The sequence below is a fragment of the Brachybacterium sp. Marseille-Q7125 genome, from assembly GCF_023062615.1.
Taxonomy (GTDB): Bacteria; Actinomycetota; Actinomycetes; order Actinomycetales; family Dermabacteraceae; genus Brachybacterium.
Genome location: NZ_JALLAL010000047.1, coordinates 1 through 22,754, shown reverse-complemented (window position 1 = coordinate 22,754; position 22,754 = coordinate 1). Strand labels below are relative to the sequence as shown.

Sequence of the window (22,754 nt, the reverse complement as noted above, 5' to 3'; positions counted from 1 at the left end):
TGCCCGGCTGTACATCATCGAGTCCCATCACGCACCCCCTTTCCGGCGCCACATCGAACCTTTCCGAACACCTCCATGATCCCACTCAAACCCCACCCACGGAAGGCCTCGCAGCAAATGTGGACAATTTTGTGGATAAACCCCCACTGTGGAGGAAAGGCCGCAATGCCCCTCCACATCTCACGGCGAATTCACCGCGGCGCACAGGCCGCCATCCACCGCCATATCCACAGGTGGACGCCTTATCCACAGCCCGCGACTCGTCTGTCAGGGCCATGCGATATTGGGGCCTGGCAACACCCATGACCCCCTGCATCACGAGACCCTCGATAGCGCGACCGCCAAATTCCTTGACGCCCCTCCAAGCGGTATAGGCATTCTTCACGCACCCCGTCGACATTCCGCACCATCCCCTCAGAGCCATTCCTCGCTCGCCCGCCCCAACCGCGCACCCCTCCCGCCCCAGGCGCATGGCGCGCCCCACCCCACGAACACCGGTGCATCACACCTGCCCCTCTCCCATCGCACCGGCGAGGGCCGACGGCGTAGTGTTGCTCGCCGTGCCGCTCCCCCGCCGCGGCACCGGTCCCGCCCGACGGACCCGGCCCGCCCCTCGCGCCGCGAGGAGAGCGTGAGCGCCCAGTCCCGGAGCGTGGACGGCACCGACCACGACCCCCTGCCCTGCAGCGCGCGTCGGAGCCCGGGCGGGACGCACTCTCGCAGAACGGATCACCCCGTGACCTCCCCTGATTTTGCGCGCCTCGGCGTGCCCGCACGCCTGGTCGAGGCGCTCGCCCCGCTGGGCATCACCCACCCCACTCCAATCCAGGCGGCGACACTGCCGGATTCCCTCGCCGGCCGGGATGTGCTGGGCCGTGGCCGCACCGGTTCCGGCAAGACCTACGCGTTCCTGCTGCCGCTCATGGCGCGCCTGCTGGAGCAGCCGCGTCGGCGCCAGGCCCGTCGGCCCCGCTCCCTGGTGCTCGCCCCGACCCGGGAGCTCGCCGCGCAGATCGATGACTCGCTGCGCCCCCTCACCCGCGCCACGGGGCTGAAGAGCACCGTGGTGTTCGGCGGTGTGGGACAGAACCCGCAGGTGAACGCCCTTGCGGGCGGAGTGGATGTGCTCATCGCCTGCCCGGGGCGTCTGCTGGACCTCATGGGACAGGGACATGCGGACCTCTCAGCCATCGAGATCACCGTGATCGACGAGGCTGACCACATGGCCGATATGGGCTTTCTGCCGATGGTGCGGCGGATTCTCGATAAGACCCCGGAGCGAGGCCAGCGGATGCTGTTCTCCGCGACGCTCGACGCGGGGGTGGACACGCTCGTCAAGCGCTACCTGCATCGTCCCGTGACGCACAGCGCGGACCCGGCGACGAGCCCCGTCGGCACCATGGAGCATCACGTGCTGGAGGTCGCCAAGGAGAACCGCTTCGATGTGCTGCGCGACCTCGCGGCCGCGCCCGGGCGGACCATCATGTTCACCCGCACCAAGTACGGGGCGAAGAGCCTGGCCCGTCGACTCGCGGCGCGGGGTGTGGATGCGGTGGATCTGCATGGGAATCTCTCGCAGAACGCCCGCACCCGCAACCTCGAGGCCTTCGGCTCCGGCAGTGCGACGACGCTGGTGTGCACCGACATCGCGGCGCGCGGCATCCATGTGGATGAGGTGGCGCTCGTGGTGCACGCCGATCCGCCGATGGAACACAAGGCCTATCTGCACCGCAGCGGCCGGACCGCACGGGCCGGTGAGTCCGGCACCGTGATCACGGTGCAGACCCCCGAGCAGAAGCGGGACGTGGATGACCTCATGCGCAAGGCCCGCATCACCCCGACGAGGCATGCGGGCGTGACCGCGAACAGCGCCGTGCTGGGCGAGCTGGCGCCGGGCGAGCGGATCGCCACCCATGAGCCGGCCGCCCCGGAGGCGCCGCTGGATGAGAGGCGGCTGCAGGGCACCCAGCGCGGTGGTCGCGGGGGCGGACGCGGCAGGCAGGATCGCGGTGGACGCGGCCGACGGGGCGGTGGCGGGCGCGGTGGCCGCGGCCGACAGAACGGCGGCGGTCGTTCCAGCCAGGGCCGGGGTCAGAACCGCGAGGGCAGCAGCCGCACGTCCGGGCGCGAGGGCCAGGATCGGGGCCAGCGCCGCGGCGAGGCGTCACGCACGCGCAGCGCGCGCAGCTCGCGAAGCTCGACGTCGACCGCGCGGTCCGGCGCGGGTCTCGCGGCGTTCTCCGCTCGACGGGGGCGCTGAGCCCCGGGGCTCGTATCCCGCGCGTGACCGATAGCCGCGCGTGGCCCGCAGCGAGCCCCACCCCGCCGTTTCGTCCCTTGCGAAACTGTCGAACATCGACCAGACTTTCCCGCCGTGACCACTCCCCCGTCGCCGACACCCGAGCATCTCGCGCCCGCCGCATACCCGGTGGCCTCCGACGAGCCCACTGAACCCGCTGAGCCCACCGAGCTGCAGCTCGCCGCGGCCGCGAACACCTTCGCGCTGCTGGCAAGCCCCCATCGGCTGCATCTCGTGCAGCTCATGAGCACCGGGCGGTATGACGTCGGCACCCTCGCCGCGCGCGTCGGACTGAGCCTGCCCACCACCAGCCAGCACCTGTCCAAGCTGCGTCTGGCGGGGGTCGCCGCCGCCACCCGGGAGGGCCGGCACACCTATTACACCGTCGAGGATCCTCATCTGCTGGCGCTGGTGGAGCAGATCTTCGCGCACATCGCCCCCGATGGGACGCTCGCCCCGGATGAGCCCCCAAGCCCGAGCACTTCCACGAAGGAGCCGCGCGCATGACCTCTCCGCGAGCCACCGGCCTGGGTGTGGACCTGCGCCCCTTCGCCTGGCTGTCGATCATCGCCGCAGTCATCACGATCGCGCTGAAGGCAGCGGCGTGGGCGATGACCGGATCCGTCGGCCTGCTGTCCGATGCCGCCGAGTCCACCGTGAACCTCGTCGCCGCGGTGGTGGCGCTGATCGCCCTGACGGTCGCGGCACGGCCCGCCACCGAACGCTTCCTCTACGGCCGGGCGAAGGCCGAGTATTTCTCCGCCGCGGTCGAAGGCATGATGATCTTCGTCGCCGCGGCGTTCATCCTGGTCACCTCCGTGGAGCGGTTCCTGAATCCGAAGCCGCTGGTGAACCTGGGGATGGGCCTGGTGATCCTGGTTGTCGCCTCGGTGGTCAACGGCGCGGTCGCGCTGGTGCTCCTGCGCGCCGGGAAACGCCACGGTTCGATCACGCTGCGGGCCGACGGCAAGCACCTCATGACCGACGTGATCACGAGCGCAGGCGTGCTGGCCGGCGTCGGGCTCGTCGCACTCACCGGCTGGGAGCGGCTAGATCCGCTGATCGCCTTCGCCGTGGGCGTGAACATCATCATCACCGGCACCTCCCTGCTGGCCGAGTCGATCTCCGGACTGCTGGACAAGGCTCTGCCGGAGGAGGACCACGCGGCGATCACCGAGGTGCTGCGGCGCCGCACCGACGGCACCGTCACCTTCCACGGCCTGCTCACCCGCGAGGCCGGCCAGCAGAAGTTCATGACCGTGCACGTGCTGGTGCCCGATGAGTGGACCGTCAAGCAGGGCCACGACTACATCGAGGATCTCGAGGAGGAGCTGCACGAGGCGCTGCCGGGCCTGACCGTGCTCACGCACCTGGAGCCGATCAGCGACCCCGCCTCCTACGAGGACATCCCCGCCCAGCAGGTCCCGATCCACGGGGATGACCATGACCCGACCCGCCCGCCGCAGGAGCAGGCGGGCTGAGGCGGTCGACCGGGGATGAGATCAGCCGATGATCGACCGGCGACGCCTGCGCACCACCCTCATCGTCGTAGCCCTGCTGGACCTCGCGTATTTCACGGTGGAGGCCGCGGTGGCGCTGGCCATCGGCTCGGTGTCCCTGCCGCCAAAGAGGTGTGGGAGCTCAGCGAAGAAGAGCGGCTCGCAGCGAAAGCGCTCGCAGGCGCAGAGATCGACTGAGGGCTGCACTGACGCCACCGCGCGCGGGGGGAGGCGCGTCCATGAGCACACCGCTGCTGGGGTACGTGGACCGTCCCGGGGTGCTGCACGGCCTCTCGGGCACCACCAAGCTGATCGTGGTCCTCGCCGTGATTCTCTCCGCCGTGATCTCCTCCGACCTGCGCCTGCTGACCGGCCTCGCGCTGCTGAGCGCGATCGCGTGGGCGCTGTCGCGGGTGCGGCTCGCTGACCTGAAGGTGGTGCTGAGCTTCATCACCGTGTTCATGGTCCTGAACTCGGTGGCGATCTTCCTGTTCGCCCCCGGGTACGGCGAGGAGCTGTTCGCCAGCCGGCACCTGCTGTGGGACGGGCCCTGGCACTGGGATCTCACCGCCGAGCAGCTTGTCTATCAGGCCGGGGTGGCGATGAAGTACCTCGCCGTGCTGCCCGGCGTGCTGCTGTTCATCACCACCACCCGTCCGCCCGAGTTCGCCTCCTCGCTCGCGCGAATCGGGGTGCCGTACCGCTTCGCCTACGCCGTCTCCCTCGCCCTGCGGTACATCCCCGACATCCAGCGCGAGTACCGCATCATCTCCTCCGCCCAGCAGGCCAGGGGCCTGGACCTCTCCCGGCGCGCCGGCCTGGGGCGGCGCCTGCGGAACCTCGCCGGGGTGCTGCTACCCCTGCTGCTGGGGGACGTGGAGCGCATCGACCGGGTCTCCGCCGCTATGGAGCTGCGCGGCTTCGGGCGCGGGAGGGGCCGCACCTGGCTCATCACCCGGCCGCTGCGGGGGCGGGACATAGCGGTGATCCTGGGGGCGATCGCCCTGGTGGCGGGGACGGTGGCGATGGTGGCGGTCACCGGGGAGCGGTTCTGGGATCCGTGGGGGTGAGAGGGGCGGGCCTCGCTAGGATCGGGCCATGAGCGCTGCACATGTCCCCCTGTCCCTGCTGGACCTCGTCCCGATCTCCGCGGGGATGAGCACGAAGGACGCGGTGGCCGCCTCGATGCAGGGGGCGCAGGCCGCGGATCGGCTGGGCTACGCGCGCTACTGGTTCGCCGAGCATCACAACACCACCTCCCTCGCCTCGAGCGCGACGAGCCTGCTGATCGACCGTGCCGCCTCACTGACCGAACGGATCCGGGTGGGATCCGGCGGGATCATGCTGCCCAACCATTCGCCGCTCGCGGTGATCGAGCAGTTCGGCACCCTGGTGCAGTTCCACGGGGACCGCATCGACCTGGGGCTGGGGCGGGCGCCCGGCACCGATCAGCTGACGGCGCAGCTGCTGGCCCGCACATCGGCCGAACCCCATGCGTTCATCGCCGCGGTGGAGCAGATGCGGGACTGGTCACGCGAGGTTCCGCAGGGGCAGCTGCCCATCAGCGCGGAGGTGGCGCGGGGCACCGAGGTGCCAATGTGGGTCCTGGGCTCCACCAGCAACGGGGCGCGCCTGGCCGCACAGCTCGGCATGCCCTTCGCGGTCGCCTCCCACTTCGCGCCCTTCCAGTACCTGCAGGCCCTGGAGACCTACCGCAGCCACTTCGATGCCGACGCCCCGGCCGCACAGATCCAGGCGCCGCACACGATGGTGGGGGTGAACCTCGTGATCGCCGAGACCGATGAGCAGGCACAGCGCGAGCTCACCACGTTGCAGCAGATGTTCCTGGGCGTGGTGCAGGGGAAGCGGGAGAAGCTGCAGCCGCCGCGGGAGCTCGACGACGTCCCGCCGCATCTGCTGCAGCAGGTGGATCAGACCCTGTCGATCCGCGCCGTCGGCTCCCCCGCCACGGTGGTCTCCCAACTGGAGGAGATCGTCGCAGCAACCAGGGCCGATGAGCTGATCCTCACCGCATACCACTATGACCCGGCGGTGCGGCTGCGCGGGCTGGAGCTGCTCGCGGAGGCGTGGGGGCTGTGAGCACCGCCGGGTCCCGGCGTGGGCACCGCTCCCTGTTGGGACTCGGCGCGGTCGCGGTGCTCGCGCTCAGCGGCTGCATGCTGCCCGGCACCGACCGCACGCGCGAGCCGGAGCCCGAGTGGGTGGAGGATGCGCAGACCGGGCGTTTCTATCGGCCCGATGATCTGCAGCAGTCCTTCGAGCTGCCGGAGGAGCATCTGCCGCAGCTGAAGGGCTACGCGATCGCGGGAGTGATCGATGGGCGGTTCACGGATCCGACGGAGCGCGCCCCGCTCCCGGCGCCCGATGACCACTGGTGGCAGGCCGTGATGGTGCTGCGGCCGGAGCAGACCGCGCAGCTCGTGGAGCAGACGGGGCCGAAAGCCTCCGATGGCGGCGGGTACACCGGGTCGGAGACGGCCACCGGCGAGGATGAGATGCGCGAGCTGCTGGTGCAGCCGCTCGAGGATCTGCTCGAAGGCTGCGGTGGGCAGTGGGTCAGCGTCGCCGGGGTGCTCAGCGCCGAGGAGGGCTACACCCGTACCGCAGCCGGGGACAACCTCGAGATGGCGCTGCTGTGCGACAGCAGCGGCATGCTCGTCACCTCCGCCCACGACATGTGATCACACCGCGAAGGCGCTTCACGCACCAGCGCCGGGACGCACGCTCGCGGTGAGGGTCGCGTGGTCGCTCGCGGGGCGGCCGCCGTCCTCGGGCAGGCGCGCCGTGTAGGACTCGACGTCCAGGCCGCGGGTGAGGATCCAGTCGATCCGCTCGCCGCCCTCGTGCGCCGGCCCGTAATCCGGGAAGGTGCCGAGGTCTGCGCCCGTCTTCTCTGCAGCGCTGTCGCGGGCATCGGCGAATCCGGCCTCGATCAGCACCTGCCAGGCGCGATCGATCCCGGCGGCGGCGTTGAAATCGCCCATGAGCAGGATCGGTGCCCCATCGGCCGCGGCGGTGAGACGTTCGGCCAGCAGCTGGGCGCCCTGCTCCCGGGCGACCTGCCCGGCATGATCGAGGTGGGTGACGGCGAGGAGCAGCTCCGCGCCGCTCGCACGGTCACGCACCCGGGCGTAGACGCAGATGCGCTCGCAGTGCGCATCCCAGCCGCGCGAGCCAATCAGCCGCGGCTGCTCGGAGAGCCAGAACTGGTCCCACGCGAGGATCTCCAGGCGGTCGCGGCGCAGGTACAGCAGGTTGTGCTCGCCGTGGCTGCCGCCCTCACGGCCCATGCCGAGCCGCTCATGCGTTCCGGCCAGCACCTCGTCGAGCACCGGGATCTGCGCGGCGAGGACCTCCTGGGTCCCCACCACGTCGGCGTCCTCGCGCCGCAGGATCGCCTGCAGCACGGGGGCGCGCTCGGGCCAGTGATCCGCCTGGCCGGGCCGGGTCTCCGGGCGGGCCAGGCGGATGTTCTGGGTGAGGACGCGCAGGGGCGGGGCAAGAGGATCATCGCTCATGGGACCATCCTCGCGCATGCGGCCCCCGCCCCGGGCGTCACATCTGGCCGAGCAGCTGCGGCAGGAACAGCGAGATCTGCGGCACCAACACCACCAGCAGCAGACCCAGCAGCAGCACGGCGAAGAACGGCAGCATCTTCATGATCACCGGCTCGGGCCGCACCCCGCCCACCTTCGAGGCGACGAACAGGATGTTGCCCACCGGCGGGGTGATCGTGCCCAGCGACAGGTTGAAGGTGATCATCATGCCGAAGTGGATCGGGTCCACCCCGAGCTCCATCGCGATCGGCAGGAAGATCGGCGTGAAGATGAGGATCGCGGGCGTGGGGTCCATGAAGGAGCCCACCACCAGCAGGATCACCATCATCATGAGCAGCACGACGAGCGGTGATGAGGCCAGGCCCAGCATCGCGTCGGAGATCGTCTGCGGGATGGTCGCGTAACTCAGCACCCAGGACAGGGCCGAGGACACCGCCACCAGCAGCATCACCACCGCCGTGGTGCGCGCGGCATCCAGCACCACGCCCGGCAGGTTCCGCCAGGTGAGGTTGCGGTAGATCAGGCCGAGGACGAGCGCGTACGCGACCGCGATCACCGCGGACTCGGTGGCGGTGAAGATGCCCGCCAGCAGACCGCCGACCACCACGACGATCATGAGGATCGCCGGCACCGCGCGCAGCAGCGTCAGAAGCGCCACCTTGAGCGGGACCCGTTCGGTCGCACCGCGCATCGTCGGGTTGCGCCGGGCCAGGATCGCGACCAGCACCACGCAGGCCAGCACCCACACCAGGCCCGGCCCGTAGCCGGCCACGAACAGGGTGGCCACCGACGTGGAGGACACGAGCGAGTACACGATCAGGGTGTTCGAGGGCGGGATCAGCATCCCGGAGGGGGCGGAGGCCGCGTTCACGGCCGCCGACAGCGCCGGGTCATAGCCCTCGCGTCGCTCGCGCGGCCCGAGGATCGACCCCATCGCCGCGGCCGAGGCCACGCCCGCGCCCGAGACCGAGCCGAACAGGGCGTTCGCCACGACGTTCGTCTGCGCCAGAGAGCCGGGCATGCGGCCCACGAGCACCTGCGCGGCGTCGATGAGCCGGGCGGCGATGCCGCCGGTGTTCATCAGACTGCCCGCGAGCACGAAGAACGGGATGGCCAGCAGGGTGAAGGAGCTGGCGCCGGTGAACATCCGCTGGGAGGCGACGAACACGGCCTGCTCGGGGCCGACGACGGCGGCGAGCGCCACGATGGACGGCAGGCCGATCGCGATGCCGATCGGGGCGCCGATGCCAATGAGCAGCAGCACCCCCACCACGAGGATGGTGCCGGACAGCAGTGCGGGATCCATGTCAGTGCTCCTGTCCGTCGGCCGTGCGGGTGCCCGCGGGGGACGCGACGGTCGCCGCCGCCGGGGCATCGTCATCGGCCCGGTCGAGATCGTCTCCGCGCAGCAGCTGGATGAGGTCCCCGATCGCGAAGACCACGATCAGAACGCCCGCCACGGGCAGCGCGGTGTACATCTGCCCGACGGTCACCGGCAGGCCCGTGATCGCCTGATCCCAGGAGATGCCCATGCCGCGGATCCCGCCCCACACCAGGCCGAGCGTCGCGAAGGCGAGCACGGCGAGGGTGACCAGGATCTGGGCGATACGGCGCAGCGGGGCCGGGAGCAGCCCGGCGAAGAAGTCGACCGCCACATGGCCGCGCTCGCCGAACACCATGGCCACTGAGAACAGAACCAGCCAGATGAAGAGGTACTGCGCCACGGTGGTGGTCCAGCCGCTCGGCGAGTTGAGCAGCTGACGGGTGATCACCTGCCACATCACCACCAGCACGAGCGTGGTGAACAGCGCAATGCTGATGACTCGCAGGGCCTGCAGGGCCCGAGTCCGGAACATGTTCATCCCTCTCCTCCGTCCGATGCTGCAGCGCTGTTCGTCTCGACCGCCCGGATCGCCTCGTACAGGGCTTCGTCCTCCGCGGAGTCCAGGAAGGACCGACCCGCTTCGAGCACGAGCGGCGCGAAGGCATCGTCGTCCGGATCTGTGATGGTGACGCCCGCGTCCTCCATCTGCGCGATGCTCGAGGCGGTCTCCTCCTCCCACAGGCGCACGAACTCCTCCTGCGCCGCGGTGAAGCTCGTCGCGAAGGCCTCCTGGTCCGCGGGATCCATGCCGTGGATGCGGTCCACGTTCGCCATCACGTAGTCCAGACCCACCAGGTGATTGGTGAGCGTGAAGTACGGGGCGATCTCGTAGTGCCGCTGGGTCACGTAGCTGACCTCGTTGTTCTCCGCGCCGTTGAGCACTCCGGCCTGCAGGGCGGTGTACACCTCGCCGTAGGCCATCGGGGTGGGTGAGCCACCGAGGGCGCGGGTGAGCTCCATGAAGACATCGGATTCCTGCACACGGATGCGCAGGCCGGCGAGATCATCGGGCCCCTCGATCGGGCCGCGGTCGGTGTACACGTGGCGTGCCCCCTGGGTGAAGCCGCCCAGCACCCGCAGGCGGTGGCTCGGTTCGAGGGAGGAGAACAGCTCGCCCACCAGGGAGTCTTCGTTCAGCACGGCCATCTGGTGGTCGATATCCCGGAACGCTCCGGGCAGGTTGAGGGGCCGGAAGGCCCGGGAGAGGTTCTCCACCTGGGGCGCGGAGATGACCGCGATGTCCACGGACCCGTCGGAGACCAGCTGGACCACTTCCTGCTGCGCGCCGAGCGCCTCATTGGCGTAGATGCGCGCGCCCCAGCGTCCGTCAGTGGACTCCACCAGCTTCTCTCCGAAGTAGGTGAGGGCCAGGTAGCTGGGGTGGGTCTCCGTCTGGTTCAGGGAGATGGACAGGATGTTCTCCGCCGCGGTGGCGGCCTCGCTGCCGGTGCAGCCGGCCAGGGCGACAGAGCCCAGCCCCAGGGCCGGGATGCCGACCAGCAGTGCGCGCCGGGTCAGACGGGTGCCGTCACGGGGGCGGAGGATGCGCGGGGGTGCGCAGGACATCGATCATGACCTCCTTGTCATGCAGGTGATCGCGCGAGCCTAAGGGGGTTGCGGTGCGCTGTAGTCCATCGCACCTCGCGCACCCTGGCGAGGATTTGCAGCAGGTTGCCCGCTTCCCGCTCCTGTCCCGGGCGTCTCAACTCACCCCTTACCCCGGAGTACCGCGGGTCCGACACCGCATAGCGCGCTGACACCCGCACTACGCCGAGGTAGGTGGTGGTGCGGGGGCCGCAGCCTGCGCTCCCTCAAGCACGTCGAAGCCCCGGCACCCTCCTGGGGTGCCGGGGCTCCGGGTGATCGGCTGAGGCCGATGGGATCAGCGGGGCTGATCAGGGCGCGGGATCAGCCCGCGCGGCCTGATCACATCATGCCGCCCATACCTCCCATGCCGCCCATCTCGTCGGCCCCGCCACCGGCCTTGACCGGCTCCGGCTTGTCAGCCACCACGGCCTCGGTGGTCAGGAACAGGCCCGCGATGGACGCCGCGTTCTGCAGCGCGGAGCGGGTGACCTTCACCGGGTCGATGATGCCGGCGGCCAGCAGGTCCTCGTACTCGCCGGTCGCGGCGTTCAGGCCCTGGCCCACGGGCAGGGACTTGACCTTCTCCGCGATGACGCCGCCCTCGAGGCCGGCGTTGACGGCGATCTGCTTGAGCGGAGCCTCGATGGCGACCTTGACGATGTTGCCGCCGGTGGCCTCGTCACCCTCCAGGGTGAGCGCACCGAAGGTGTCCTTGCCAGCCTGCAACAGCGCGACGCCGCCACCGGCGACGACGCCCTCCTCCACGGCGGCCTTGGCGTTGCGCACGGCGTCCTCGATGCGGTGCTTGCGCTCCTTGAGCTCCACCTCGGTGGCGGCACCGGCCTTGATGACGGCCACGCCGCCGGCCAGCTTCGCGAGGCGCTCCTGGAGCTTCTCGCGGTCGTAGTCCGAGTCGGAGTTCTCGATCTCTGCACGGATCTGGGCCACGCGGCCGTTGATGCGATCCGCATCCCCGGCGCCCTCGACGATGGTGGTCTCGTCCTTGGTGACGACGACCTTGCGGGCCTGGCCCAGCTGCTCGAGGCCGGCGGTCTCCAGCTTGAGACCCACCTCCTCGGCGATGACCTGGCCGCCGGTGAGGATGGCCATGTCCTCCAGCATCGCCTTGCGGCGGTCGCCGAAGCCGGGGGCCTTGACGGCCACGGACTTGAAGGAGCCCTTGAGCTTGTTCAGCACCAGCACCGCGAGAGCCTCGCCCTCGACGTCCTCGGCGATGATGAACAGCGGCTTGCCGGACTGGATGACCTTCTCCAGCAGCGGCAGCAGGTCCTTGACGGTGGAGATCTTCGAGCTCAGCAGCAGGACGTAGGGGTCCTCGAGCACGGCCTCCTGACGCTCGGCGTCGGTGACGAAGTACGGCGAGATGTAGCCCTTGTCGAAGCGCATGCCCTCGGTGAGCTCGAGCTCGAGGCCCATGGTGTTGGACTCCTCGACCGTGATCACGCCCTCCTTGCCGACCTTGTCGAGGGCCTCGGCGATGAGCTCGCCGATGGCCGGGTCCGCAGCGGAGATCGCGGCGGTGGAGGCGATCTGCTCCTTGGTCTCGATCTCCTTGGCCTGCTTGAGCAGGGTCTCGGAGACGGCGGCCACGGCCTTGTCGATGCCGCGCTTGAGCGCGATCGGGTTGGCGCCGGCGGCGACGTTGCGCAGGCCCTCCTTGACCAGGGCCTGGGCGAGGACGGTGGCGGTGGTGGTGCCGTCGCCCGCGATGTCGTCGGTCTTCTTGGCGACCTCCTTCACCAGCTCGGCGCCGATCTTCTCGTAGGGATCGTCGAGTTCGATCTCCTTGGCGATCGACACGCCGTCGTTGGTGATGGTGGGGGCGCCCCAGGACTTCTCGAGCACGACGTTGCGGCCCTTGGGGCCGAGGGTGACCTTGACGGCGTCGGCGAGCTGGTTCATACCCCGCTCGAGGCCGCGCCGGGCCTCCTCGTCGTAAGAGATGAGCTTGGCCATTGTGGAATCTCTCCCGTGTGGTGTGTGTCCACCCGACCCAGTGCCCGCGACGGACGAGGACCCGCGCCGTGTTCATGTCCCACGGCGCGCGCCCCCTCACGGGGCCGGAATGTTCGTGGTCGGCGGGCGGGGGCGACGACGCCGACGGGCGCTGTCACTCTCGATCGCCGAGTGCCAGATCATCATAAGCACTCCCCCGCCGAGAGTGCTAATGGACGGGCGCCTCGCGGCCGCTGTTCGCCCTCGGCACAGTCGAGCCGTCGCTGAACGGATCAGAAGCCCAGGCCGGTGAGCCATCGACGCAGCTCGCCCTCGGCCTCCTGCCCGTGCTCCGCGCGGGAAAAGGTGTCCAGGATCCGGCCGTCCTCGAGGTAGAGGACGCGCTGCGCGGCGGCGGCCACGCGCGGATCGTGCGTGACCATGACGACGGTGGTGCCCTCGGCGTGCACGGCGGCGAGCGCCTCCATGACCTCGGTGGCCATCGCGGAGTTCAGCGCACCGGTGGGCTCGTCGGCCAGCACCACACGCGGCGAGACCGCGAGGGCCCGGCAGATCGAGGCGCGCTGGAGCTGCCCGCCGGAGGCCTCGGTGATGCGGTGGTCCGCCACCGCCGCGATCCCGAAGCGCTCCAGGAGCCCGTCCACTCGCTCGGCGACCTCGGCGCGCGGCAGATCACCGGCCTTCAGCGCCGGCAGCAGGACGTTGTCCCGGATGCTCAGGGCGTCCAGGAAGTACGGCTGCTGGAACACGAAGCCGAGGCTGTGCAGGCGCACGCGGCTCAGCTCCCGGTCCGACAGTGCGGTGAGATCCGTGCCGTCGATCTCGACGTGTCCGGCGGTGGGACGGTCCAAGCCGCCCAGTAGGTGCAGCAGGGTGGACTTCCCGGAGCCGGAGGCTCCCATCACCGCGAGGAACTCGCTGCCTGAGACCTCGAGGTCGATCCCGCGCAGCACCTCGGTGGGCGGCTCGGTGGTGGTGTAGCTCTTGCGCAGATCATGCGCGCGCAGGATCGGGGTCGAGCTCTCATCCGGGGTGGTCATTGTTCTCAGCCTCTCAACCGGGCCGACAGGTCGTCGGCGCGCATCCGAGCGGTCAGCACCCGGGCGGTGCCGACCCCGACGATCACGAGCAGGGCAGGCAGCACCCCGTAGAGCAGCCAGGGACTGCCCAGGAAGGTCAGCCGGGCGAGCCCCAGTCCCGCCGCGGACAGCAGCGACCCCGTGGCCCGGGGGCCCAGCGTTCCCGCGAGGACGGTGCCGACCATGACCCCGAGCAGGACCGTCGCCGCAGCCCGCCAGTGCACCTGCGCGGCCACGTCTGCCCGGGTGAAGCCGAGGGCGCACAGAACGCCGCTGCGACGCCGCTCCCGGGTCAGCTGCAGCCGCAGGAACAGCAGGGTGATCAGCGTGCAGATCATCGCCACCGTCACCGCGGCGAGGAGGGCCGCGCCGCGCAGGGCGCCGCGCAGGTAGGCGGTGCTCTGGCGGGCGTACTCCTCCTGCGGGATGGTGCGGGCCTGCTCCACGGCGCCATCCAGCTCCGCTGCCACCTGCTGGGGATCAGCGCCGTCGGCGACGTCAGCGAAGATCGTGTAGCGGTCGGCCGCCTCCGGCACCACCCCCTGCTGCTTCATGGTGAACCCTCCGGAGGTGATGTCCTGGTAGATGCCGCTGACGCGCAGGGTGCGCTCCTTCCCGTCCCGCCGCACGGTGAGCTCCTGCCCCGTGCTCACCCCGTAGCGGTCGGCCGCCAGGACGGACAGCGCCACCTCGTCCTCCTGCGGGGCACTGCCTTCGAGGTACGGCAGCTCCAGCGCGGAATGATCCCCCACCTCGAGCATCCGGCTGTCCCAGCCGTCGGGCCCTTGCACCTGGGTGAGCACCCCGCCCACCACCAGCACATCGGTGACGTCCTCCCGCTGCCGCATCTCTTCGAGCGCCACGTCGCGCACGGCGTCGAGGTCCTCGGCGAAGGCGATCGTGGTCATGAGGTCGCTGTCAGGGACCCCCATGAAGGTGATGAACCGGGGACTGGAGAGGGTCAGGAACAGGGCGGCCGGCACGATCACGGCGATGGCGGCCAGGGCGTAGACCGCGGGCAGCAGCGCCCAGGACCGCGCCTGCCGCAGCAGGGTGAGGAGGGCGAGGCGCCGGTTCACCCCGCGGGGACGGACCCGCGAAAGGGCGCTGCGCGCCATGCCGCGGCCGGTCCGGCGGGGGCGGCGGCGGGGAGCGTGCAGCGTGCCCTGCACCAGGGCGGTCACGACGCTCGCCCTCCCGACGTCCCGCAGCACCATCCGGCATGAGAGCACGATCACGAGGTACACGACCACCAGGGTCGCGAGCGGTGCGAGGACCGTGGCCGGTCCGATGGGCGCTGCGGCATAGGCGGCGGAGAGCCCGCGGGTGAGCACCGCCGCAGCCGGCACCGCGGCGAGACTTCCCAGCAGGCAGCCCGCCGCCGCGAGGACCCGGAACCGCCCCAGGTACAGCCCGGCGATGAAGCCGGGCGGAAGGCCGATGGCACGCAGCGTCCCGATCTGGCGCACATCATCCTCGAGCGTCCCGCGGATCACGAAGACGATGTTCAGCAGCGCGATGAGCAGCAGGATCACGCTGACCGCGATGAGGGCGAAGGCCGCGAGCCCGTCGCTGATCACGTACATCAGACGGATCAGCTCGATCGTGACGGCCTGCCCGTTAGTGGGCACTCCGGGGGCGGTCTGGTACGCGGCCTGCAGTGCACCGGCTGCGGACGGGTCCGTCAGCCGGTACTCGACGATGATCTCGTGGGAGAACCTCTCACCCGCCTCGAGCCGCTGCCAATCCTGCGCGGAGATCACGAAGCGCACCGAGGAGGAGAGCGAGGAGGCCATCTGGCCATCGCGCACGGTTCCCGCCACAGTGAGGTCCACCTGTTCGTGACCGGTGTCGATGCGCAGCACGTCCCCGGGATCAAGCCCCTCGCGCTGCTGGTAGATGAGCGGGATGTACACCTCTCCGGGGCCGGGGCGGGCGATCTCCCCCGCTCCATCGAGCATCAGGTCGAACTCCTCATTGGGCTCGACGAAGAGGTTGTCCACCAGGCTGTCCGAGAGCGTGCCCGCGTCGCCCCCGTCCGGGGCGTGCCAGGAGATGTCGGAGCCGTCCACGCCGACGGTGCGCTCGATCATCCAGGTGTCGAGCTCCGGATGACCCGCGGCGAAGTCCTCGAGCGCCGCTCGGTCCACCTCGCCGGTGTGCATCTGCAGGAAATGCGGGGGCCGGGTCTGGGCGAACAGCTGCGTGCTCGCCCCGGCCAGACGTTCGACGACGATAGTGCCGGAGGCCATCAACAGGGCGCTGAGCATGACCACGGCCAGTAGCGCGGTGCTGGCCCCTCGGTCCCGCAGCAGATCCCTCCGGATCATCTGCCGCGTGATCGACCCTGTCCCCATGACCGCCACGTCCTCCCGCTCCCCGGCCCGCTATAGGGACATCATGAGCCCGTCCGGGGCGCGGAGGAGGCGCAAGCGCGCAGGTGTAGGGAGAGCAGAGGAAGATCTGGCTGCTGGCGGGTGGGCGCGGGCGGGGGCTTTCCCCCCGGCAGCAGGTCGCGGGCGGCAGGCTGGGCTCGGGTCAGCCCTCGCCGCCGCCGACCTCCTCGGGCGTCTGCACGGCGATGAAGGTGATGGGGCTGTCGTACTCGTCGCTCTGGCGGGCCTCCCCGGCGCCCACCTCATCGGCGAGCGCCTGCGCGGTGGCCTGATCCTCGCTGCTGCGGTAGAAGACGACGGACTGCTCCTGGCGGTTGTCGGCGGTGGCCACCCCGACGTTCTCCCAGCCGCTGCCCTGCAGGGTCTCCTGCCACGAGCCGGCCAGCCCGTTGATGCCCGCGGCGTTGACCACGCGCACCGCGACGCTGCGGTCCGGTTCGGGAGCCGGTTCCTCGGACTCCTCCTCGCCATCCTCGCCCTCCGGCTCGGACTCCTCGGCGGTGGTCTCCGCCTGCGTGGTGGGGTCCTGGGCGCGGTCATCGCCGTCGCCGCCCATATTGCCGATGAGGAACAGCAACACCACGAGCATCACGACGGCCGCGCCGATAATGGCGATGTACAGCAGGTTTTCCCGCCAGAACGGCAGCTCGGCCCGATGCGCCCCATGGAAGGAGACGGCATCGGCCTCGTCGTCGAAACGGTCCGGCGGGTAGGGATACTGGGAATCAGCCACGGCCCCATTAAACCCGCTTCACCCGGCGCGGTCGCGGAGCACACGCCCCGATGCGCCGTGCCTCAGGCCACGCGGCCGTCCCGCTGCGGGGCGGTCGCGCCCTCGGCGGTGGTGCGGCGGGCGCGCAGCCGGTTGATGAGCGCCGGGGCCGCCTGCAGGGCGGCGGGATCATCCAGCAGGGTGTTCAGCCGCACGTAGTAGGCGATCTTGGAGATGCCGATCTGTTCGCGGATGGCCCGTTCCTTCGCGCCGACGTACCGGAAGGTGCGTCCTTCGAGCTCGAGGATCTGCCGGTCACGGGCGCTCAGTCCCGGGACGGGCGCGGGGTGGGCGGCGGCGGAATCGGGCATGGATCCACGGTAGCGAGCACATCGGCGCTGATCGCTCCGGCGCGCCGGGCGGGCGCCGGTGGTGCGAGACTGGCCGCATGCCGCGACCGCTGACCGAGATCATCGCCCCCGATTGGGCTGAGGCCCTCGCCCCCGTGGAGGGGAGGCTGCGCGAGCTCGGGGATTTCCTGCGCGCGGAGACCGCCGCCGGCCGCGGGTACCTGCCGGCGGGTGATCAGGTGCTGCGGGCCTTCACCCGGCCGATGTCCGAGGTGCGGGTGCTGATCGTGGGGCAGGATCCCTATCCGACGCCGGGGCATCCGATCGGCCTGTCCTTCGCGGTGGATCGCGCGGTGCGGCCGCTGCCGCGCTCCCTGCAGAACATCTATCGGGAGCTCGAGGCGGATCTGGGCATCCCGCCGGCACCGCATGGAGATCTGAGCGCCTGGCAGGACCAGGGGGTGCTGCTGCTGAACCGGGTGCTCACGGTGCGGCCGGGTACCCCGGCCTCGCATCGGCGGCGTGGCTGGGAGGAGGTCACCGAGCAGGCGCTGCGGGCGCTCGTGCAGCGGGGCGGTCCGCTCGTGGCGCTGCTGTGGGGGGCCGATGCTCGCTCTCTGGTGCCGCTGCTGGGCGAGGTGCCGCATGTGGCGAGCCCGCATCCCAGCCCGCTGTCGGCCTCGCGCGGGTTCTTCGGTTCGCGGCCGTTCTCGCGGGTCAACGAGCTGCTGGCCGCGCAGGGGGCGCCCGCCGTGGACTGGCGCGTGCAGCGCTGAGATCAGCGGCGGGCGGCGGCCGATGGTCGGTGGGTCCGCGCGCCGCTCAGATCTTCCAGCTCCAGCTCTCCAGGATGCCGAGCAGGTCGGGGTCTTGATCGACGTTCTCGCCGAACGCCTCGATGGCCACCTGCACCACTTTGCCGTCCACATCCGTGCAGTACATCGTCGACATCGCGGGCTCGCCCTGGTACGTGCCGATGACCATGATCGTGGACCCCTCCCGACCGCCGAGGGTCCCGGTATCCACCTCGGACTTCTGATCCACGCTGTCCCACAGGGGACCGGCCCAGATGAGCGCGACCTCGCATTCGGTCTTCGCGTCGGCCCCATTGCTGAAGTGGTAGATCTTGACCTCTCGACGGGGCAGCGACCCTACCGTCTGTGTATCGGTCAGCCGCACCTCGCCACCGAGGCTCGTGAAGTCCTCGTCGTCGCTGGTGTCGGTGAATCCGGCGGGATAGGTGAGCGAGAACAGGTCATGGTCGATCGTGCCGCCGTCGCCGACGGGTTCCTCCTCGGGGCTCTGCCCGGGATCCTCCTCCGGGCTCTCACCGGGATCCTCTTCGGGGCTCTGGCCCGGGTCCTCCTCGGGCGATTCGCCCGGGTCCTCCTCCGGGCTCTCACCGGGATCCTCCTCGGGGCTCTCGCCCGGATCTTCCTCCGGCTCCTCCTGGCCGACGGCGCCACTGCCGCCCTGGTCGTCGCGCAGCAGGAAGTAGGCGGCGCCGCCGCCGAGACCCAGCACGCCGAGGATCAGGGCCAGGGCCAGACAGCCGAGCGCCAGCCACAGCCCGGTGCGGGAACTGCCCTGCGCCAGACGGTTCGGTGGTGGCATCGGGGAGCTCTGCTGCATCGGCGGAAAGCTGTAGTTCTGGCTCATCATGTCCCCTTGCCCCAGTGGTGTCGTCGGTGGCACGTCTGCGTGGTGCGCACCGATGTGGCAGCACTCCCGCCGCTGCAGACAGATTCTACCCGCCCCTGTGCCTCACCTCACAGGGTCAGTTTTTGTGGGGCTGAGCGACGGTGGTCCCGCTCAGCCGTCTATCCACTCTCAGCCGTCTATCCACTCTCAGCCGTCTATCCACTGCCAGCTGTCGAGGATCGCCTGCAGTTCGGGGCTCAGCTGCGCGGAGCCATGGGTCGTGGCGACCACCTGCAGCATGTTCGGCCCGATATTGCGGCAGTACATGATGCTGTGGATCGGCTGTCCCTCGAGGGTTCCATCGACCATGTAGGCGGCAATCTCCTGACCACCCAGCTGAGCGCCGTCCACTTTTTCGGGCATCTCGTGCTCATCCCACCACATCGGGGTGAATTTGATCTGCTCTGCGCAGGACGCATCGGCGGCCGTGGTGGAGGTGTACTTATAGATCTTCAGCGCATTCGGGGACACATCCTCCAGCTCGTCCCCCGGGCGCTCATCGGCGAGCGCGAGAATTCCACCGATCTTGGTGAACATGGAATCCGTGCTGAGATCCACCCAGCTCTTGGGATAGTCGATCCGGAAGTCGTCACCCTCGAACGTGGTCAGCTCCACCTCGGGTACGGGCTCCACGGACTCTCCGGTGCCGCCGCTGCCGCTGTTCCCATCACGGGTGGCGAGATAGACCACTCCCCCCCAGCACCGCGACCGTGCCGATGACCACCGCCAGCAGGGCGCACCCCAGTGCGATCGACCAGCCCGCGCGCGAACGCTGCGGCGGTGCCTGCCCCAGCTCGGGCGCGCGCCCCCAGTGCTCCTGCGACTCTCCCATCAGCGTGTCCCTCCGTTACACCAGACATCGGCTCGCTGCCGATGGCGCGGAACCCGGCCTCGTGTGAGGCAGGCTCAGACCTTCCAGACCCAGCTGTCCAGGATCGCCGTGAGCTCCGGGCCGAGCTCCGCGCCGCCATGGTGCTCGGCCACGATCTGGACCACGTTGGACCCCAGGTCCATGCAGTACATCTCACTGACCGCGTCCTGCCCCTGATGGGTGCCGGTGACCCGTTGGACGAACATCTCCTCGCCCCCGATGGTCGTCGGATCCTGCTCCTGCGGATCACCAGCGTCGTCCCAGTTGAATCCGCTCCAGACCGCCTGCGCCCGGCACTCGGTCTGCGCTCCGTACGTGGTCGAGTACATGTACACGCGCAGGTCGTTCGGCGAGACGTCCCCGAGCTCCTCCCCGGGCTCCTCGTCGGCGACCTCCACCAACCCGCCCGCATCGACGAAGCCCTCCGCGTCGCTGAGGTCCACCCAGCCCTCGGGATAGTCGAACGTGAAGTAGTCGCCCTCGTAGGTGGCGACGGCGGCATCATCGGTGGGGTCCCCGCCCCCGGCGCCCCCGCCGCCGTCGCGGGACACCAGGTACAGCACTCCCCCAAGAACCGCCACGACGCCGACCACGACGATGAGCACCGCGCAGACCACCGCGATCCACATGCCCGTCCGCGAGCGCCGCGGCCGCTCCGTCGGCGCTCCGGGCGACCACTGCTGCCCCTGCTGATACGGCTGTCCCATGACCATCCCCCGATCCGTCCTGCCGCACCCGTCTGCGGATGCGACGCGCACGCTCATCGTACGGAGCCGACTACTGTGGAGCCACGCTCCATCCCCCACCTGCCCGTCCTGGAGGACCCGATGGCCCTGAACTCCGCCCAGTTCACCCCGCAAGGCCCCGGGGTGGACTACGACCCCCACTGGTACCGCAAGGCCGTGTTCTACGAAGTGCTCGTGCGCGCCTTCGCAGACGGCAACGGGGATGGCACCGGGGACTTCACCGGCCTGATCGAGCGCCTGGACTATCTGCAATGGCTGGGCATCGACTGCCTGTGGCTGCCTCCGTTCTTCGCCTCCCCGCTGCGTGACGGCGGCTATGACATCTCCGACTATGAGGCGGTGCTGCCGGAGTTCGGGTCCATCACCGACTTCGAGCGCCTGGTCTCCGAGGCGCATCAGCGCGGCATCCGCGTGATCATCGACCTGCCGATGAACCACACCTCGGACAAGCACCCCTGGTTCCTGGAGTCCCGCGCCGACCCCGAGGGTCCCTACGGCGATTTCTACGTGTGGTCCGACACCGACGAGAAGTACCAGGAAGCGCGCATCATCTTCGTGGATACCGAGGAGTCGAACTGGACGTTCGACCCGGTGCGTCGGCAGTTCTTCTGGCACCGCTTCTTCTCCCACCAGCCGGACCTGAACTTCGAGAACCCCGCGGTGCGCGAGGCGGTGTTCGATGTGGTGCGGTTCTGGCTGGACAAGGGGATCGACGGATTCCGCGCCGATGCCATCCCGTACCTGTTCGAGGAGGAGGGGACCGACGGGGAGAACCTCCCGGCCACGCATGAGTTCCTGCAGGAACTGCGGACTTTCGTGGATGAGAACTGGCCCGGCCGCGTGATCATCGCCGAGGCGAACCAGTGGCCGCGCGATGTGGTGGAGTACTTCGGTTCCGAGGACGCGCCCGAATGCCACATGTGCTTCCACTTCCCAGTGATGCCGCGGATCTTCTACGCGCTGCGCGAGGGCTCGGCCCGGCAGATCATCGACATCCTCGAGGACACCCCGGAGATCCCGACGGGTGCGCAGTGGGGCACATTCCTGCGCAACCACGATGAGCTGACCCTCGAGATGGTCTCCCCCGAAGACCGCTCGGCGATGCTGGGCTGGTATGCACCGGATTCGCGGATGCGCGCGAACATCGGCATCCGTCGGCGCCTGGCCCCGCTGCTGGACAACTCCCGCAGCGAGCTCGAGCTGATCCACGCGCTGCTGCTGTCCCTGCCCGGCTCGCCGTTCCTGTACTACGGCGATGAGATCGGGATGGGGGACAACATCTGGTTGGATGACCGCGATGCGGTGCGCACCCCCATGCAGTGGACCCCGGACCGCAATGCCGGGTTCTCCGAGATCACCGACCCCGGCAAGCTGTACCTGCCGGTCATCCAGTCGCTCGTCTACCACTACTCCACCACCAATGTGGAAGCGCAGATGGCACACTCCAGCTCCCTGCTGCACTTCGTGCGGTGGATGCTGGCGGTGCGGCGCGAGCACGACGCCTTCGGCATGGGCGCCTACCGCAACATCCCGGCGGATTCCGAGCGGGTGCTGGCCTTCACCCGCACCTACGACGGCTCCGAGCATGGGGAGGAGGCCGAGGAGCACGCGGAGACGCTGCTGTGCGTGTTCAACCTCTCCGGCCGCCCCGTGACCACGACCCTGGAGCTCGGCGGCCTGGCGCGGCGGACGGTGCGCGACCTGTTCGGCGGCGATGAGTTCCCGGCGATCGGGGAGGACGGCGAGCTGACCCTGACGCTCGGTCCCCACGGCTACTACTGGCTCAAGGTGCGTGCCTTGGATCCGCACGGAGAGCCCCTCACGCACACCACGACCCTGCCGGTGATCAGCGCGGATGAGGTCGAAGGCGAGGTCTGAGACACCGCGGCGGGGCGTGATCTGCGCCCGTATCCGCCCTCGAATCCGAGCTAGAACAGGCTGGCCTGTGCAATTCTGCTGGGTCGACAGTCGCCCGGGCGCCGTGCCGGGGCGCTCGCGCCGTGTGCGGTGCGATGGAACCAGGAAGGCAGGATGCGATGACCGACCCGCGATCCGCGGCTCAGGAGGCGCAGGATCCCGGCACTGCGCCGGAGCGTCTGCTGCGTCTGGTCCAGGAGCATCCCGAGCTGCACCGCGCCCTGGTCCAGAACCCCTCCACGCCCGAGGTGGCGCGGCAGTGGATCCTCGCGATCGACCCCGCCGCCCGGGTGCTCGTGGACGAGGATCTTCCCTTCGCAGATGGCGATACCCCGCGAGCCGATGACCGGACCGAGGACGGCGACCTCGGCGACGGCGAGGCGCGCGAGGATGCCCCTGACAGCGAGGACCTCGATCTCGGGGCGACCGCGGCCATGGCACCGATCGTGCCGTCCCCGGCTGAAGCAGCGCCAGAACCAGCAGCCCACCCCGACGCCGCACGCACGTCTGGGACCGCGGCGGCGTCCACGGCCTCAGTGGAGCCTGAGCACGAGGACCCGGCCGAGGCGTCGGTGTGGGGCGACCTCTCCCCCGCCCCGGCGCCAAACACGCCGCCGACGGCGCGGCGCGCGCGCGCCGGCGGGGGGCGGCGGGGGGG

The 22,754-nt window shown here is 70.0% G+C and carries 20 protein-coding genes and 1 pseudogene; 9 read left to right on the top strand and 12 right to left on the bottom strand.

All coding sequences use genetic code 11. The features are described from left to right. Positions 1–736: 736 nt before the first annotated feature. The 6 genes from MU407_RS11260 to MU407_RS11235 all read left to right on the top strand — a co-directional run bounded on the left by MU407_RS11260 (position 737) and on the right by MU407_RS11235 (position 6,500). On the top strand, positions 737–2,260 hold the full coding sequence (locus MU407_RS11260; RefSeq protein WP_246957527.1) for a DEAD/DEAH box helicase: 1,524 nt from the start codon (positions 737–739) through the stop codon (positions 2,258–2,260). 114 nt (positions 2,261–2,374) lie between these two features. Continuing rightward, positions 2,375–2,806, top strand: a complete 432-nt coding sequence (locus tag MU407_RS11255) for a metalloregulator ArsR/SmtB family transcription factor (protein WP_348648028.1) — start codon at positions 2,375–2,377, stop codon at positions 2,804–2,806. After that, the gene (locus tag MU407_RS11250) at positions 2,803–3,780 is read left to right on the top strand and encodes a cation diffusion facilitator family transporter (RefSeq protein ID WP_246957525.1); all 978 of its coding nucleotides are present in this window, start codon (positions 2,803–2,805) and stop codon (positions 3,778–3,780) included. The genes MU407_RS11255 and MU407_RS11250 overlap by 4 nt, the downstream gene beginning before the upstream one ends. Positions 3,781–4,037: 257 nt before the next feature. Continuing rightward, positions 4,038–4,868: an energy-coupling factor transporter transmembrane component T gene (locus tag MU407_RS11245; RefSeq protein WP_246957523.1), complete on the top strand. Its 831-nt coding sequence runs from the start codon at positions 4,038–4,040 to the stop codon at positions 4,866–4,868. 28 nt (positions 4,869–4,896) lie between these two features. Beyond that, on the top strand, positions 4,897–5,898 hold the full coding sequence (locus MU407_RS11240; protein WP_102236152.1) for an LLM class flavin-dependent oxidoreductase: 1,002 nt from the start codon (positions 4,897–4,899) through the stop codon (positions 5,896–5,898). After that, complete coding sequence (locus MU407_RS11235) at positions 5,895–6,500, top strand: hypothetical protein (protein WP_102236153.1); 606 nt, start codon at positions 5,895–5,897, stop codon at positions 6,498–6,500. Before MU407_RS11240 ends, MU407_RS11235 begins: the two co-directional genes overlap by 4 nt. 18 nt (positions 6,501–6,518) lie before the next feature. Here the strand turns inward: MU407_RS11235 and MU407_RS11230 are convergent, their stop codons facing one another. The 9 genes from MU407_RS11230 to MU407_RS11190 form a co-directional block, all read right to left on the bottom strand. Further along, the gene (locus MU407_RS11230; protein ID WP_102236154.1) at positions 6,519–7,337 is read right to left on the bottom strand and encodes an endonuclease/exonuclease/phosphatase family protein; all 819 of its coding nucleotides are present in this window, start codon (positions 7,335–7,337) and stop codon (positions 6,519–6,521) included. 37 nt (positions 7,338–7,374) lie between these two features. After that, on the bottom strand, positions 7,375–8,682 hold the full coding sequence (locus MU407_RS11225; protein ID WP_102236155.1) for a TRAP transporter large permease: 1,308 nt from the start codon (positions 8,680–8,682) through the stop codon (positions 7,375–7,377). Between the two features lies 1 nt (position 8,683). After that, positions 8,684–9,238: a TRAP transporter small permease gene (locus MU407_RS11220; protein ID WP_246957520.1), complete on the bottom strand. Its 555-nt coding sequence runs from the start codon at positions 9,236–9,238 to the stop codon at positions 8,684–8,686. Continuing rightward, positions 9,235–10,326 (bottom strand): TRAP transporter substrate-binding protein, encoded by a 1,092-nt coding sequence (locus MU407_RS11215; RefSeq protein ID WP_246957517.1) that lies wholly within the window; start codon positions 10,324–10,326, stop codon positions 9,235–9,237. The genes MU407_RS11220 and MU407_RS11215 overlap by 4 nt, the downstream gene beginning before the upstream one ends. 360 nt (positions 10,327–10,686) lie before the next feature. Continuing rightward, positions 10,687–12,324, bottom strand: coding sequence for a chaperonin GroEL (groL, locus tag MU407_RS11210; RefSeq protein WP_102236158.1), 1,638 nt, complete (start codon positions 12,322–12,324; stop codon positions 10,687–10,689). Between the two features lie 272 nt (positions 12,325–12,596). Beyond that, a complete protein-coding gene (locus MU407_RS11205) occupies positions 12,597–13,364 on the bottom strand; it encodes an ABC transporter ATP-binding protein (RefSeq protein ID WP_246957514.1) in 768 nt (255 codons plus the stop codon). A gap of 5 nt (positions 13,365–13,369) precedes the next feature. Further along, on the bottom strand, positions 13,370–15,733 hold the full coding sequence (locus MU407_RS11200) for an FtsX-like permease family protein (protein ID WP_246957511.1): 2,364 nt from the start codon (positions 15,731–15,733) through the stop codon (positions 13,370–13,372). A 208-nt stretch (positions 15,734–15,941) separates the two neighbouring features. Next, on the bottom strand, positions 15,942–16,532 hold the full coding sequence (locus MU407_RS11195; RefSeq protein ID WP_102236159.1) for a LytR C-terminal domain-containing protein: 591 nt from the start codon (positions 16,530–16,532) through the stop codon (positions 15,942–15,944). Between the two features lie 62 nt (positions 16,533–16,594). Then, on the bottom strand, positions 16,595–16,882 hold the full coding sequence (locus tag MU407_RS11190; RefSeq protein WP_102236160.1) for a DUF3263 domain-containing protein: 288 nt from the start codon (positions 16,880–16,882) through the stop codon (positions 16,595–16,597). 77 nt (positions 16,883–16,959) lie between these two features. Between MU407_RS11190 and MU407_RS11185 the strand changes: the two genes are divergently transcribed. Next, positions 16,960–17,637 (top strand): uracil-DNA glycosylase, encoded by a 678-nt coding sequence (locus tag MU407_RS11185; RefSeq protein ID WP_102236161.1) that lies wholly within the window; start codon positions 16,960–16,962, stop codon positions 17,635–17,637. 46 nt (positions 17,638–17,683) lie between these two features. Here the strand turns inward: MU407_RS11185 and MU407_RS11180 are convergent, their stop codons facing one another. From MU407_RS11180 to MU407_RS11170, 3 genes are all read right to left on the bottom strand, one after another. Then, entirely contained in the window at positions 17,684–18,520 is an 837-nt protein-coding gene (locus MU407_RS11180) for a hypothetical protein (protein ID WP_102236162.1), read from the bottom strand. A gap of 189 nt (positions 18,521–18,709) precedes the next feature. Beyond that, positions 18,710–19,195 (bottom strand): hypothetical protein, encoded by a 486-nt coding sequence (locus MU407_RS11175; RefSeq protein WP_246957508.1) that lies wholly within the window; start codon positions 19,193–19,195, stop codon positions 18,710–18,712. A 273-nt stretch (positions 19,196–19,468) separates the two neighbouring features. Further along, a complete protein-coding gene (locus MU407_RS11170; RefSeq protein ID WP_246957505.1) occupies positions 19,469–20,140 on the bottom strand; it encodes a hypothetical protein in 672 nt (223 codons plus the stop codon). 120 nt (positions 20,141–20,260) lie between these two features. Here MU407_RS11170 and treS point away from each other — a divergent pair, with 120 nt between their 5' ends. Both treS and MU407_RS11160 read left to right on the top strand, forming a co-directional pair. After that, positions 20,261–22,057 (top strand): maltose alpha-D-glucosyltransferase, encoded by a 1,797-nt coding sequence (gene treS, locus MU407_RS11165; RefSeq protein ID WP_246957530.1) that lies wholly within the window; start codon positions 20,261–20,263, stop codon positions 22,055–22,057. A gap of 158 nt (positions 22,058–22,215) precedes the next feature. Continuing rightward, positions 22,216–22,754: pseudogene (locus MU407_RS11160) on the top strand (hypothetical protein); the annotation flags it as partial.

Coding starts and splice junctions, on each gene's coding strand:
- MU407_RS11250 (WP_246957525.1), top strand. CDS start 2,803: ATGACCTCTCCGCGAGCCACCGGCCTGGGTGTGGACCTGCGCCCCTTC.
- MU407_RS11245 (WP_246957523.1), top strand. CDS start 4,038: ATGAGCACACCGCTGCTGGGGTACGTGGACCGTCCCGGGGTGCTGCAC.
- MU407_RS11240 (WP_102236152.1), top strand. CDS start 4,897: ATGAGCGCTGCACATGTCCCCCTGTCCCTGCTGGACCTCGTCCCGATC.
- MU407_RS11230 (WP_102236154.1), bottom strand. CDS start 7,337: ATGAGCGATGATCCTCTTGCCCCGCCCCTGCGCGTCCTCACCCAGAAC.
- MU407_RS11225 (WP_102236155.1), bottom strand. CDS start 8,682: ATGGATCCCGCACTGCTGTCCGGCACCATCCTCGTGGTGGGGGTGCTG.
- MU407_RS11220 (WP_246957520.1), bottom strand. CDS start 9,238: ATGAACATGTTCCGGACTCGGGCCCTGCAGGCCCTGCGAGTCATCAGC.
- MU407_RS11215 (WP_246957517.1), bottom strand. CDS start 10,326: ATGTCCTGCGCACCCCCGCGCATCCTCCGCCCCCGTGACGGCACCCGT.
- groL (WP_102236158.1), bottom strand. CDS start 12,324: ATGGCCAAGCTCATCTCTTACGACGAGGAGGCCCGGCGCGGCCTCGAG.
- MU407_RS11205 (WP_246957514.1), bottom strand. CDS start 13,364: ATGACCACCCCGGATGAGAGCTCGACCCCGATCCTGCGCGCGCATGAT.
- MU407_RS11200 (WP_246957511.1), bottom strand. CDS start 15,733: ATGATCCGGAGGGATCTGCTGCGGGACCGAGGGGCCAGCACCGCGCTA.
- MU407_RS11190 (WP_102236160.1), bottom strand. CDS start 16,882: ATGCCCGATTCCGCCGCCGCCCACCCCGCGCCCGTCCCGGGACTGAGC.
- MU407_RS11185 (WP_102236161.1), top strand. CDS start 16,960: ATGCCGCGACCGCTGACCGAGATCATCGCCCCCGATTGGGCTGAGGCC.
- MU407_RS11180 (WP_102236162.1), bottom strand. CDS start 18,520: ATGAGCCAGAACTACAGCTTTCCGCCGATGCAGCAGAGCTCCCCGATG.
- MU407_RS11170 (WP_246957505.1), bottom strand. CDS start 20,140: ATGGGACAGCCGTATCAGCAGGGGCAGCAGTGGTCGCCCGGAGCGCCG.
- treS (WP_246957530.1), top strand. CDS start 20,261: ATGGCCCTGAACTCCGCCCAGTTCACCCCGCAAGGCCCCGGGGTGGAC.